Raw genomic sequence first — 13,267 nt, 5'->3', positions numbered from 1 at the left:
CAGGCTCCACAGCTACAACAACTACCTGTCGCCAATAGCCATGGAGCAGCAGGCGGCTTGATCACCGTAATCGGTGTCCGGAAAAACTTGACCAGAACAGCATGCTCGCGATGGGCACAAGATCGCCGCGTTCATCCAGTAGACCCGCGTTATCGTTGACGACCATCGCGAGCTTGCTCGCTCCTACAGGTGGCGTTTCTTCGTTGGGCAACAGGCAACGAATAATTTGCGGTCCGTCTCATCCCTGCAACTAAAGTGAACAAGGCCATTGAAAAAAAACTCTGCAAGCTTTAAATGAAAAGCTTAATGGCATATTGCTAGCAAGCGGTAAGCGAGTTTCGGCAATTTTTGGCTCAGGGAGCGCTGATGAGTATTCGTACGTTGACCGGCTCCCGCCGGCATTCGAGCAATTGCGAAGTTGCCGCACTTCAACCCCGAGGGAACCCGGATACTGTCGGCATGGCTGACACTGGCGACGACACCATCGAACACTTGCTGGACTCAGCGCGTAACTGGGCCCATAGCACCGCGTGGGCCTTTTACCGCGCCGGTGAGCAGATGCATCGGGTTGGCCAGGGCGACTCGAGGGTGCAGTGGCCTTCAAGTGTTGCGAATGACGAGTTCGAAGTGTTTTGCCGCACACGCAACCTGCACCGCTGGCCAACCGGCAGGGGCGAAAGTGAGTTGGGTTGGCTGCTGGCGCCTATCGAAGATGCAGGTCAACCGGCGCTCGCGGAATTTGCCCAGCGCCTGGGCATCCGGCTACAGACCGATACCCTGGCCCGTGCGCAGATCACCCAGCGTGTGTTGTATGAAATCACCTACCTGGCCAGTTCCACCCGCGACCGGTCAGTGTTTCTGGTGGGGGTTCACCGCCTGTTGGCCAGCCTGATCGACGCCGAGAACTTCTATCTCGCGCTGTATGACCGACACACCGGCAAGATCGACTACCCCTATTACGTCGACATCATTGATCCGCAAGCCCCGGAGGCCGAGAACCACGAATACCTCGACCCGACGCACCTGTCGATGACCGGCTATGTATTGACCTCTGGCCAGCCATTGTTGATCGACGCCGTTGGCATTCTCGCGGCTCAAGCCCAGGGGCGTTTCCACTGTTTGGGCGAGCGTCCCGAGTTCTGGATGGGCGCGCCGTTGAAAAACGCCTCGGATGACGTGTTCGGCATGCTGGCGATGCAGGTCTACGACGTTTCCCGTACCTACAGTGCCGAAGACCGCGCGCTGTTCCTGGTGGTCGCTCGCCACGTGGCCATGGCACTGGACCGGATTCTGCACCGCGAGGATCTGGAAGAAACGGTGATGCGTCGCACCCTGGAGCTATCGGCACTCAACGATACATTGCGCCAGGAAGTGGCAGACCGCGAGCGCGCCGAACATCTGCAAAGCGCGCTGTTCCAGATTGCCGAATTGTCGAGTCAGCCGGGTGACATGGCCGAGTTGTTCCGGACCTTGCATGGCATCGTCGGCGATCTGCTGTTCGCGCAGAACTTCTACATCGCGCTGTTCGACGATGGGACCGGTGAAGTGACGTTTCCCTATTACGTGGACGAACGGCAAACGACCTGTCCGGCGGCACGCCGAGGGCGGCGGGGCTTGACCGAGTACGTGATTCGTCAGCGCCGGCCTTGCCTGATAGACGCCGACGAGGCGGCGCGACTGTCTGCGCAGGGTGAAATCGAGGAGGCCCATGAGTCCGTGCGCTCCCACTCCTGGCTGGGCATTCCCTTGTTCGAAGAGGACGTGGTGCGTGGCGTGCTGGCGGTGCAGAGCTACACCTCGCAGGTGCGCTATACCCTGCGTCACCAGGAACTGCTGACCTTTGTGTCACGGCACATTGATACCGCGTTGTCGCGACGCACGGCCGCCGAAGCGATCCATGCCGCCAACCTCAAGCTGGAAGCCCGGGTGCAGAGCCGCACCCGTGAACTCGATCACGCCAATGCCAAGTTGCAGTACGAAAACGCCCACGATGCGTTGACCGGGCTTCCGAATCGCACCTACCTGCAACAGCGTCTGAATCTGGCCTGGGCGCGGTTCGGTAGCGAAGGCGGGCATCTGGCGGTGATGTTCATCGATCTGGACCGCTTCAAGATGGTCAACGACAGCTTCGGCCACCACTTTGGTGATCTGCTGTTGGTGCAGGCGGCCCACCGTCTGCGTGGTTGCCTGCGCGACACCGACATGCTGGCGCGCCTGGGGGGCGACGAGTTTTCGGTACTGGCTCCGGACGCATCGCTGGAGGTGATGGTCGAAATTGCCGAGCGGATACTGGTCGCGTTCGACCTGCCGTTTTTCATCAATGGCTATGAAGTTTTCTCCTCTTGCAGTATCGGGATTGTCAGTGCCGACAGTCAGTTCCATCACGAGCCCGCCGACTTGCTGCGCGATGCCGATGCGGCGATGTACCGGGTCAAGAGTGCCGGGCGCGACAGCTTCGCGGTGTTCAATCAGGAATTGCGCCGTGAAGTCTCGGACCAGGTCGAGCGTGAGGGAGCCTTGCGCAATGCGCTCAAGCGTACTGACGAACTGCTGCCGTATTTCCAGCCGATCGTCAGCGTCGAAACCGGCGAGCTGTTGGCCCTTGAAGCACTGATCCGCTGGCATCAGCCCGGCGGCCGGGTGATCGCGCCGGGCGAGTTCCTGCCGGATGTCGAAGGCTTGCGCCTGATCGGTCGACTGGACCTGTACATGCTTGCCAGCATTGCCGCCATCCTCGCACAACCCGAGCATGCCAACTGGCCATCGGTGCACGTCAATTGTTCCAGCTACAGCATGACGCGTCCCGACTTCGCCAGTGAGGTGCTGGAGCTGTTGGCGCAGCACCGGGTTTCGCCGTCGCGAATCTGCCTGGAACTCACCGAAGGGGCACTGGTCGCCGAGCCGGCGATTGCCCGACAGACCATGCAGCAACTGGCGGACAACGGCATGTCGGTGGTGCTTGATGACTTCGGTGCAGGGTTTTCATCCCTGAGCTATGTGCATCAATACCGGTTCAGCGGCTTGAAGATCGACAAGTCGTTCATTTTCGAACTCACCAGCAGCCCTCGCAGTCGCGCGATCGTCCGGGCGATTGTGCGAATGGCCGAATCGCTGGACCTGAGTGTGGTGGCTGAAGGCGTCGAGGATGAAGCGACGCTGGAGCTGCTGCGCGAGATGGGGGCAGGGCAGGCCCAGGGTTATCATTTTGCCGGGCCGATGGGGTTGGAGGCGCTGTTGGCCAGTTCATTGCTCGGTCGCTAGGGGGGTAATGCTGTTCACTTAAGAGGATAGACGGGGCCTGACGGTCGTTTGCTCGGAGTACATATCCGCTTCTTCGGTAACGGCTACTTATGGTTGCGCACTTACGGCGAGTTACTTGGAAAAACGGAACGCCGCCCGGCCCCAAGTAACAAGGGGCAAGAAGATCAAAAGCCAAAGCAAAGCGATGCAGCCTACCGGCCGGCCGTATGCATGGACCTGTAGGAGCGAGCATGCTCGCGAAAAACGCCAGGGCAACGCGGGCATTCAGGCAGCCAGCGTTATCGTTGACGTCCATCGCGAGCATGCTGCAAGCGGGCACCCGCCCCTACAGAAGAGCAAAGGCTGCCCGGCGTACACCCACGCGCTTCACCACTCATCTAGCTCGCCTGCCATCTGGAGCATCCAATGCTGCCGATCATCACGCCTCTGGTGGCGCTGTTTGTTCTTGGCCTGACGCTTGAGGTACCGGCCCAGGCCACCGACTGCCCAGCTGGCGAAAAACAGGTGTGCCTGGACGACTGCATCTGCCTGCCGGACGGGATGCCTGGTGACATCTACCGGTTCGCTGCGTCGACCCTGGCGTTGTGGCTGAGCCAGGCACGGGCCGAAGCAGCCAGCGCCGACATTCAGCCGATTCCAGTGCGCATCCGCGAGCAACTGCTGCGCTGGTACGACCCCGGCGTCCTCGATGCCGCACGCTACAAAATTAGCGACAACGGTCAATTCAGCGCCGCCACTGCCATGCTGCAAAACCCCGATGTCGGTGCCGTGACGTTGATCGACATCATCCTCTTCCGGGACGCTCAAGTCGCAGAGCAGGACATCGCGCTCTGGGCCCACGAGCTCAAACATGTGCAGCAGTATCAGGAGTGGGGAGTGGAGGGATTTGCCCAGCGCTATACACAGGACTTCAATGCCGTGGAATCGCCGGCGTATGCCATACAGGCCGAGGTCAGGCGGTCGTTGCGCAAAGGCGCGGACTGAAGGACAACGTACCAGACCTTTTTTTCGTTAAAAAAAAACCGCTTGCAGCACGTTGGATGCTGCAAGCGGCTAGAGGCTGAATGAATTACACAGATCAACCGTTGGTACGGTCGGACACCTTCGCCTTGCTTTGCGCTACCGCGGCTTCAGCCTTCTGTTTCTGCGCAACGTGGAAGGCTTCCATCGAGACTTTGCGGGCCGACTCCATGCGATTGAAATTTTTGTCACCACCACCTGTGGCCATGGCCAGGGAAGAAGCGGTCAAAGCGGCGATGACGAAGAGGGCTTTCATGGATTTCATTTGGATATCCTCAAGTTAAAAGTGAAATTTGATAAATAGTCAGCAACGCAATTCATTGATCAACACTGAACGTGCCTGGCTTTACCAGCCAGCCAGGGCAGCGTTTTTGCTGTCCCAGGCGCTTTGCTCCATACGGTTTTGGGCGTCTTTGTTCTTTGCCCAGGCGGTGAGCAGCACCATCGTTGCAAAGCCACCGACGATGAGAACCGGATAGGCTGCCAGCAACTCGACCAGCGAGTATTTCCAGGCCAGCGGACGACCGACACCGAGCATGGCGGCATAGAACCACGACACGGCAGAGAAGGCGCCGGAGAACAAAGCCAGCATGCGCAGGCTGAAGGAGAGGTTGAGAAGCGAACCGGCTTTTTTCAGGGCCGGCAATACCGCGCTGTGCAACAGGAAACCGTTAATGGTCAACAGCACAACGATGCCGATTTTGGCTTGTATTTTTGGATTGAGGAAATACTCCATTCCCTTGCCGGCATAATCGATCCCGACAATAGCAATGCCCGTAATCCAGAGTGCAACAAGTGCAAGCGATACGGTTTTTTGCAGGCTTTCCATGTGCGCGTCATCATGGTGACCCGACACATCCCCTTTCAGGAGTTGCTTGACCATTGCAATGTCACTGGTCAACACCAGTCCGATTGCCACACAGCAGGCGATAAGATGAAAATAAACAACGCCCAAACGCATATATTCCACGGTGGACGAAGAGAGCATACTAAGTTCCATGGTGACCTCTTGATTTCAATAGTGAATCAATATTGTTTTCAGCATGGCTTGATTGGAGTTTGCCGTCGCTGATCGAATTTAAGATCCAGAAGTTACTATTGATTAATCTCGCGGCATTACGCTGCCTGGTTAATAGTAATTTTCACGAATGAACTTTCATTCATTCGAATGTATAAACTTTCAGATGACAAAAAACATCAATCGCACTTGGCGTATATATGAGTTTTAATTTTTGTGTTCAGGCGCAGGCGAGGCCTGGAACCCTGTCGGTGAGCGGATCAGGCAACGCTGGTTGGGTCGGCGGGGGTGCCGCCCCATTCGAGGAAACGAATCTTGTGAACTTCGCCCTCGCTGTCTTCGTAGACCAGGGTCACAGGTACTACACCTGTCTTGTCGGAAGTATCGGTGCGTTGCAGCACCCGTTTCACATCGATGTCCATCCCGTAATGGTAATCGACGGCTGATACATGCGCGCCAGGATCTTGCAGGCTGTTCTGGTCGAAGACACTGGGTGCGAGACTGGAAATCACTGCACTGACAATTGTGGCCATGCTCATAGCTTTCTACCTCTTTTTAAGTTCACGTGGTGGAGACCTAATGTGACACGTGTTGGAAGTGAAGTTCACTTTACCGCGACGAACGCGCCCTTTTGAAAAGCCTGTAGTGGCTGCAAACTCTCTGCAATTCCCCGCGCTTGACGGCTCACGACCGTTCGTCCTTTAACCCCCGTATTTGTTGGTCGAAGTCCGTTTTTGAGGGTGGTCATGACATGTCATGACGGATTTTTATTCAGGTGAGTCAGTGCTGAAAATTCAGTCTGACGGACCCGAGCGAACGCCAATTCAAGCGCACGAGTACGCGACATGCTCCCGGCAAATCGATGTAAGTGGAGGGCAGTCGTCAGTCGAGCAGTGACACCAGCCGTGGTTCGATTGACCGGGCATGCACTTCAAGCAACGCCAGCGTGACAGGCAACTTGAAGCGTCGACGTCCGGCGCTTCCCGGATTCAGGTACAGGCGTTCACCGCGCCAGTCGATGCACGGCTTGTGCGAGTGCCCGGTAATCACCAGCTTGATATCGTCATCGAGATTGAACGGCACATCGGCGATGTCATGCACCAGCAGAACCGCCCAGCCGTTGAGGTCCAGGCGCAAGCAGTCGGGCAGCTCGCGCGCCCAGGGCTCGAGGTCATTGTTGCCACGCACCGCATCCACTGCGGCGATAGCGGACAGTTGGTCGAGGACCTGCGCGCTGCCGATGTCGCCCGCGTGAATGATCCGATCACAGCCTTGCAAAGCGGCGATGGCTTGCGGGCGCAGCAGTCCGTGGGTGTCGGAGATGACGCCGACTTTCAGTGTGGGCGTCTTAACTTTGTGGCACCACCCGCGCTTCGTTTCCGGCCCCCTCGACATAAACGTTCATGCCTTTTTTCAGCGTCGGGTTGATTGGTTGGGTCACCTGAACCAGTACGCCGCTGTGGGTTCGAACGATGATTTGTTGTGCATCCACGGGCTGATCGTACTTTTTCTTTTCAACGTAATTGCCGCCTGCCGCGCCAGCGAGGGCACCGGCGATCATTGCCACATCCCGGCCGGTACCCTGGCCGACCAGGCTTCCCAGGCCCAGGCCGCCAATGCCGCCCAATATGGCGCCGACACCGCTGTCGTGATTGGTCTGCATCTGGGTCTGGGTAATCTGCTCGATTTTCCCCGAACGAATCTCCATCTCGCCAGCGCCTCCGCTTCCGGCGCCGACCGGGGCACAGGCGCCCAATACCAGACCAACCAGCGTAATCGTCAGCCAGGAAACAATAGTTTTCATCGTCAAACTCCATTTTAAGAGGAAGTGGTTCATGCCAAAGCATTCATTGACGTTAGACGAAAAAGCGGCCGGTGCTATCAAATCGGTGCCAAGGGAAAAAAACGGCACCCGTTTTGATATTGCTTGTGCTCAGTGTGCGGGGTACGTGGCCTTGCGTTCACACGAAGACTTTTCAGTCAACGCAAAAAATCTATCCGTGAGCGCAACATTTAATGCTTTGCGTCTGGAAAGCGCAGGATCTAGCCTCCTGATGCTCAATGCTTCTGTCATTCAGAGACCGACATTCACTGCTCATGGGAGCAGGAAAACCCAGTTTTCCGGTGCCTTGAACATTCAATAAGGCATTCGTAATCAGCGCAGCTCACTCATCAGTTACAGGTGACTTCGATATGACTCGCCATACATACAAAGCAATGCAGGTCATTCGGCCAGGTGTACTTGAAATGGTCGAGCGTGAAATCCCGGACCCGGGTGCCGACGAAGTATTGATCGAAGTGCAGGCCTGTGGCATCTGCGGCGCCGACGCTGGGGTGATTGCCGGATTGGAGTCTGGGGTGAAGTTCCCACGCGTGCCCGGTCATGAAGTCGTAGGGCGACTGGTGAAGCTGGGGACGAATGTTTCCAAAGCGTGGCGCGTGGGGCAGCGGGTCGGAGTCGGTCGATTGGGAGGACACTGTCTGCAATGTGACCAATGCCGACGCGGGCATTTCAATCTATGCAGCGATCAGCCCGTGACCGGCAGTTCTCGGGACGGCGGTTACGCGCAAATGATGCTTGCTCGGGCAACCGGGCTCGTGTCGATTCCTGATGCGCTGGGAGCCGTGGAGGCTGCCCCGCTGTTGTGCGCGGGCATTGCGACCTTCAATGCCTTGCGCAAATCCGGCGCCTTGGCCGGCGATCTGGTGGCGATCCAGGGCATTGGCGGGCTGGGACATCTGGCGCTGCAATACGCCCGCAGAATGGGCTTCAGGGTAGTGGCAGTCGGACGGGGCGCGGATATCGCAGACGAAGTACAGCGACTGGGGGCTCACCACTACATCGACACCCAGGTCGAAGACCCGGTTGCCCGGCTCCGGGACATGGGTGGCGCCGACGTCATCCTTACCACCATCACCGATAGCGATGCAGTCTCTGCACTCATGCCCGCGCTCGCACCTCAAGGACGCTTGCTGGTGGTGGGTGTCGGCCGGCAGCCCCTGAGCATCATGCCTGGCGCACTGGTGGGCGGTGAGCGCAGTGTCCAGGGCGCAATGACCGGTAGCCCCTTCGAGTCGGAAAAAACCCTGGATTTCAGCTTGATGACGGACGTCCGTGCGCAGATCGAAACCCAGCCGTTGGAAAGCGCCTGGGAGGCTTACCAGCGCGTCAGGTCCGGTGCGGTGAAATTTCGAATGGTGCTGATTGTGGGTAACGAGTAACCGCCCGGCCTACGTCGTCTGGCGCTCTCGGGCGATGTCGAGAAAGCCGGCTATGTAATCGATCTGCGCTTCTGCCTTGCGCACGCCCAGGTGAATGCTCTTGTGCAGGCCGTGAGGGCCGATGCGCAGGGCTTTCAAGGGCAGGCCCAGACCTTCCTCATGCAGCAGCCATTCCGGCAACACACTGATCCCGCGTCCGGCCGCTGTCAGTTGCAGCATCAGTTCGGTGGTTTCCGCCGTGATGCGGTGATGCGGCCGGCAATTGGCGGGCACCAGGAATCGGCTGTAGATGTCCAGCCGCTCCAGGGTGACGGGTACGGTGACCAGTGTTTCCTGGATCAGGTCATGGGGATCGGCCCAGGGCTTGTTCGCCAGCGCATGGTCTTCATGCAGCACCAACACCAGTTCGTAATCGAACACCGGGGTGAACAGCAGTTCGGGCTGATCGATCGGGTCCGGGGTGATCAGCAGGTCTATCTCGAAACCCGTAAGCGCAGCTACGCCATCGAAACGAAAGGCGGTGCACACCTCGAAGTCGACGTCGGGCCAGGCCCGTAGATAGGGACCGGTGACGCCCATCAGCCACTTCTGGCAGGGATGGCACTCCATGCCGGCGCGCAATGCTCCACGGCGCCCATCAGCGAAATCCGAGAGCACCCGCTGGGCATGCTCCACCTGCGGCAGCAGTCGCTCGGCAAGGTTTAGCAGGTAGCTGCCGGCCTGGGTAAAACGCAGGCTGCGACCGTCCTTCATCCAGACCTTGATGCCATGGCGTTCCTCGAATTTGGCGATCGCGTGGGAGAGGGCGGACTGGCTGACATTCAGTCGCTCAGCGGCAGCCGTCACGCTGCCGGTGCGTGAAACCTCACGCAGGATGGAAAGGTGCTGGAAGTCGATCATTCATGTACCCAGTTCATGGATTGATGAAGTAATACCATTTCTGTTCATGATCCGATGTTGTTACTAATACTGCAAGGCAAGCAAGCCCTCATCTTTCGTGAACAGACTGGATACCAAGAACGATGAATACCCAGGTACTCACATCGCAGCTCAGCAACGAAGCCACCTGCCTTTTCGATGAAGTCATCGACCGCAGGCACACCAACTCCATGAAGTGGGACTACGGCCACAACTTCCTGACACCCCAGGAATGCGCCGCCGATCCACTGCCGATGTGGGTGGCGGACATGGATTTCCGTTCGCCGCAGGCTGTCGTTGACGCGCTGAGCGAGGCCGTGCAGTTCGGCGTATTCGGCTACGCTGGCGGTCCGCGCAAGTCCTATGTGGATGCGGTGATCGGTTGGCAGGGACGTCGCTTCGGCTGGGACGTGTCCCGTGACTGGCTGATGCAGGCCTCCGGCATCATCACCACCATGAAGACGGCCATCCAGGCGTTCACCAGGCCGGGCGACTCGGTACTGATACAGCCGCCGGTGTACGTACACTTTCATGATGACGCGCAGATCAACGGCCGGCGTCTGGCCCTGGCGCCACTGGAGTTCGATGGCGAGCGTTATCGCTTCGACGAACGCAGGTTCGAAGCCGCGATCCAGCCGCACACTCGTTTGTTCATCCTGAGCCATCCACATAACCCGACGGGCAACGTCTGGTCGGAGGCGGAACTGCGCGCCATGGGCGAGATCTGTGCCCGCCACAACGTGCTGGTGCTCTCGGATGAAATTCATCAGGACATCATTCTCAATCCGCGCAAGAAGCACATTCCATTCGCGTCCCTGGGCGAGCAGTTCGCCCAGAACAGCATCACCTGCACGGCACCGAGCAAGACTTTCAACATGCCCGGCCTGCAGACCGCGAACATCTTCATCCCCAACAAGCGGATTCGCGAGGAGCTGGTCCGGCAGTACGATCGCAACCTCTATCGCTACGTCAATGCCCTCGGCATGGTGGCGGCCGAGGCGGCCTATACCCACGGCGAGCCATGGCTGGAGCAGATGCTCGGCTATGTACGTGGCAACCAGGCGCACTTTGCCGAAGCCATCCACGCGGCGACGCCACAGATCAAAGTGGTGCCAACGGACTCGCTATACCTGGCCTGGATGGACTGCCGCGGCCTGGGCATGGACGCCGAAGCGCTCGACCGGTTCATGCTCACCCAGGCACGGGTCTGGCTCGACAAGGGTCAGAAGTTCGGCCTGGAAGGCCGAGGCTTCATGCGGGCCAACCTGGGTTGCAGTCGAGTGACGGTCGACGAAGCGATCCAGCGCATCACCCGGGCCGTGCAGCAACGCTGAGCAGCGCTACCCCGATTTATCCATGACAACAGGCGCTCGCGCGATGAACGCGAGCCCTTTGCTGCACCTGTGCCTTGAACTGCCGCCTTGAACAACATCACAACAACAAAGGTGAACATGATGACAAAGTCCCCCCTCGTTCCGCTGGTCTGCCTTGCAGCTGCGTTGGTGTCTGGTTTCGCCAGCGCCGGTACGCTGAAAGATGTGCAAGCTCGTGGAAAGCTCAACTGCGGCGTGTCGACCGGCAATACCGGATTGTCCGCCCCGGACGCCAAGGGAGCCTGGCAAGGTCTGGACGTTGCCATGTGCCGCGCTGTCGCGGCCGCGGTATTGGGTAACGCCAATGCGGTCAACTTTGTGCCCACCACTGGCCAGACGCGTTTTACCGCCCTGGCCTCGGGCGAAGTAGACCTGTTGATTCGCAACAGCTCCTGGACTTTCACCCGCGACGTAGACCTGAAACTGACCTTCGCCGGCATCAACTACTACGATGGCCAGGGATTCCTGGTGCGCAAGTCACTGGGGGCAAAATCGGTCAAGGACCTCGATGGCGCCTCGATCTGCGTCCAGACCGGATCCACTCATGAACTGAACCTGGCGGAGTACTCGCGTAACCACGGCATGAAGTACGAACCGGTACCGATCGACTCCACCGCTGAAGGTGAACAGAAGTATCTGGCTGGTGCTTGTGACGTGTTCACTAACGATGTCTCCGGGCTCGCGGCCTCCAAGGCCAGCTTCGCGAATTCGGATGAGCACATGGTCCTCGGTGAACTCATCTCCAAGGAACCGCTGGGACCCATGGTTCGCCAGGGTGATGACCAGTGGGCGGATGTGGTGCGCTGGACGCTCAATGCCCTGGTCGCTGCCGAAGAACTGGGCGTGACGTCCGGCAATCTTGCGCAGATGGCCAGTGGTTCGGGCAACCCCGAGATCAACCGGTTGCTGGGCAAGGAAGGCAACTTCGGCCAGCAACTGGGGCTGGATGACAAGTGGGCCAGCCGCGCTATCGCCGCCGGTGGCAACTATGGCGAGATCTTCGACAACTCCCTGGGCAAGCACACGCCCATCGGTCTTGAGCGAGGCCTGAACGCCCAATGGAACCAGGGCGGCCTGTTGTACGCCGAGCCTTTCCGCTGAGTCAGCGCGCCGCCCGGCGCGTCGTTCGACCCTTGCCGCAAAAGGGCAGGCTGATGGCATCCAAGGGGCTACAGCCTGCCCACCCCTATGGGAGAGATTCACGATGTCCACCCTCACGATGACCCGCAAGCAGGACGACCAGACGTCCTTCTCGCTAGGCATGCTGCTGCATGACAAGCGTTACCGTTCTTACACCATTCAGATCATTGCCCTGATGTGCCTGATGCTCACAGCCGCCTGGCTGTTGGACAACACGGTGCGTAACCTGGCGGCACTGGGCAAAGACTTTTCCTTCAGCTTCCTGTGGAGTGCCGCCGGCTACGACATCAACCAGCAACCGATTGCCTACGACAGTCAGATGACCCACGGCCGAGCGGCGCTGGTCGGTCTGCTCAATACCCTGATCCTGGCCGTGCTGGCCTGCGTGACGGCAACGGTGATCGGGGTCCTGGCCGGCGTGCTGCGCCTGTCGGACAACTGGATCGTATCGCGCCTGATGGGCTGGTACATCGAACTGTTCCGCAATGTGCCTGCGCTGCTGTGCATCCTGATCATCGGTGCGGTCATGGCGCAAGCGATGCCGACGCCGAACAGCTATCGGAGCGCCGGGATCAGCGAAACTACGATTGCCGTCACCAACCGCGGCATCTACGTTCCCGAGCCGCTGTTTTCCCATGACCTGGGCGTGCTCAATCTGGGTGTCGTGCAGCCTGGCATCAACACCCTGGTAATCATCGGACTGTTGATCCTCTGCCTGTTGCTCGATCGCCAGCTGCGTCGCCATGCCGATAGCGTACAAAGCCGGACCGGCAAGCGCCCTGTGCTCTGGTGGAAGCGACTGGCACTGCTGGTATTGCCGATGGTGGTTCTGTTGTACGCCCTCGGCTTTCACCTGGGGTTTCCGCAGCTACGCGGTTTCAACTTCCAGGGCGGCCTGCAACTGGGCAACGCACTGATTGCGATGTGGATCGGACTGAGCGTTTACACCGGCGCCTTCATCGCGGAAATCGTCCGCAGTGGCATCCAGTCGATCAGCCGCGGGCAGACCGAGGCGGCGCATGCCCTGGGCCTGCGCCCGGGGCGCACCATGCGCCTGGTCATCCTGCCCCAGGCATTGCGGGTAATCGTGCCACCACTGACCTCGCAATACCTGGACATCACCAAGCACACCTCCCTTGGTCTGGCGGTCGGCTACATGGACCTGCGCTCGACACTGGGCGGGATCACCATCAACCAGACCGGCAGGGAGCTGGAGGGCATCCTGCTGATGATGATCATCTACCTGACCATCAGCCTGGTGATCTCCGGCCTGATGAATCTGTACAACAACCGCGTGAAATTGCAGGGGCGCTGA

At 59.0% G+C, this 13,267-nt stretch carries 13 protein-coding genes; 7 read left to right on the top strand and 6 right to left on the bottom strand.

The features are described from left to right. Nucleotides 1-366 precede the first annotated feature (366 nt). Nucleotides 367-3,261, top strand: coding sequence for an EAL domain-containing protein (locus tag CAG47_RS20435; RefSeq protein ID WP_085726727.1), 2,895 nt, complete (start codon nucleotides 367-369; stop codon nucleotides 3,259-3,261). 405 nt (nucleotides 3,262-3,666) lie between these two features. After that, nucleotides 3,667-4,245, top strand: coding sequence for a DUF4157 domain-containing protein (locus tag CAG47_RS20430; protein WP_085726725.1), 579 nt, complete (start codon nucleotides 3,667-3,669; stop codon nucleotides 4,243-4,245). Between the two features lie 94 nt (nucleotides 4,246-4,339). On the opposite strand, the gene CAG47_RS20425 is transcribed toward CAG47_RS20430, so the two are convergent. The 5 genes from CAG47_RS20425 to CAG47_RS20405 all read right to left on the bottom strand — a co-directional run bounded on the left by CAG47_RS20425 (nucleotide 4,340) and on the right by CAG47_RS20405 (nucleotide 7,103). Beyond that, nucleotides 4,340-4,546: a co-regulatory protein PtrA N-terminal domain-containing protein gene (locus CAG47_RS20425; protein WP_085726723.1), complete on the bottom strand. Its 207-nt coding sequence runs from the start codon at nucleotides 4,544-4,546 to the stop codon at nucleotides 4,340-4,342. An 81-nt stretch (nucleotides 4,547-4,627) separates the two neighbouring features. Beyond that, the gene (locus CAG47_RS20420; protein ID WP_085726721.1) at nucleotides 4,628-5,281 is read right to left on the bottom strand and encodes a hypothetical protein; all 654 of its coding nucleotides are present in this window, start codon (nucleotides 5,279-5,281) and stop codon (nucleotides 4,628-4,630) included. A 278-nt stretch (nucleotides 5,282-5,559) separates the two neighbouring features. Beyond that, nucleotides 5,560-5,838: a DUF2790 domain-containing protein gene (locus CAG47_RS20415; RefSeq protein ID WP_085726719.1), complete on the bottom strand. Its 279-nt coding sequence runs from the start codon at nucleotides 5,836-5,838 to the stop codon at nucleotides 5,560-5,562. A gap of 343 nt (nucleotides 5,839-6,181) precedes the next feature. After that, complete coding sequence (locus CAG47_RS20410; protein WP_085726741.1) at nucleotides 6,182-6,637, bottom strand: metallophosphoesterase family protein; 456 nt, start codon at nucleotides 6,635-6,637, stop codon at nucleotides 6,182-6,184. A 10-nt stretch (nucleotides 6,638-6,647) separates the two neighbouring features. Continuing rightward, nucleotides 6,648-7,103 carry a glycine zipper 2TM domain-containing protein gene (locus tag CAG47_RS20405; protein WP_085726717.1) on the bottom strand — a complete coding sequence of 152 codons (456 nt, stop codon included), beginning with the start codon at nucleotides 7,101-7,103 and terminating at the stop codon, nucleotides 6,648-6,650. A gap of 31 nt (nucleotides 7,104-7,134) precedes the next feature. Here CAG47_RS20405 and CAG47_RS28265 point away from each other — a divergent pair, with 31 nt between their 5' ends. Both CAG47_RS28265 and CAG47_RS20400 read left to right on the top strand, forming a co-directional pair. After that, entirely contained in the window at nucleotides 7,135-7,443 is a 309-nt protein-coding gene (locus CAG47_RS28265) for a hypothetical protein (RefSeq protein ID WP_143515894.1), read from the top strand. A 49-nt stretch (nucleotides 7,444-7,492) separates the two neighbouring features. Then, a complete protein-coding gene (locus CAG47_RS20400) occupies nucleotides 7,493-8,521 on the top strand; it encodes an alcohol dehydrogenase (RefSeq protein WP_218190686.1) in 1,029 nt (342 codons plus the stop codon). A 9-nt stretch (nucleotides 8,522-8,530) separates the two neighbouring features. On the opposite strand, the gene CAG47_RS20395 is transcribed toward CAG47_RS20400, so the two are convergent. After that, nucleotides 8,531-9,421 carry a LysR family transcriptional regulator gene (locus CAG47_RS20395; RefSeq protein ID WP_085726715.1) on the bottom strand — a complete coding sequence of 297 codons (891 nt, stop codon included), beginning with the start codon at nucleotides 9,419-9,421 and terminating at the stop codon, nucleotides 8,531-8,533. 122 nt (nucleotides 9,422-9,543) lie between these two features. On the opposite strand from CAG47_RS20395, the gene CAG47_RS20390 reads away from it, so the two are divergent. The 3 genes from CAG47_RS20390 to CAG47_RS20380 all read left to right on the top strand — a co-directional run bounded on the left by CAG47_RS20390 (nucleotide 9,544) and on the right by CAG47_RS20380 (nucleotide 13,267). Further along, nucleotides 9,544-10,773, top strand: coding sequence for a MalY/PatB family protein (locus tag CAG47_RS20390; protein WP_085726713.1), 1,230 nt, complete (start codon nucleotides 9,544-9,546; stop codon nucleotides 10,771-10,773). Between the two features lie 120 nt (nucleotides 10,774-10,893). Continuing rightward, on the top strand, nucleotides 10,894-11,913 hold the full coding sequence (locus tag CAG47_RS20385; protein WP_085726711.1) for an amino acid ABC transporter substrate-binding protein: 1,020 nt from the start codon (nucleotides 10,894-10,896) through the stop codon (nucleotides 11,911-11,913). Between the two features lie 103 nt (nucleotides 11,914-12,016). Continuing rightward, entirely contained in the window at nucleotides 12,017-13,267 is a 1,251-nt protein-coding gene (locus CAG47_RS20380) for an amino acid ABC transporter permease (protein ID WP_085726709.1), read from the top strand.

Origin of the sequence: Pseudomonas sp. R37(2017), from assembly GCF_002113375.1 — a bacterium.
Lineage (GTDB): Bacteria > Pseudomonadota > Gammaproteobacteria > Pseudomonadales > Pseudomonadaceae > Aquipseudomonas.
This window is presented reverse-complemented; position numbering and strand designations above follow the sequence as displayed.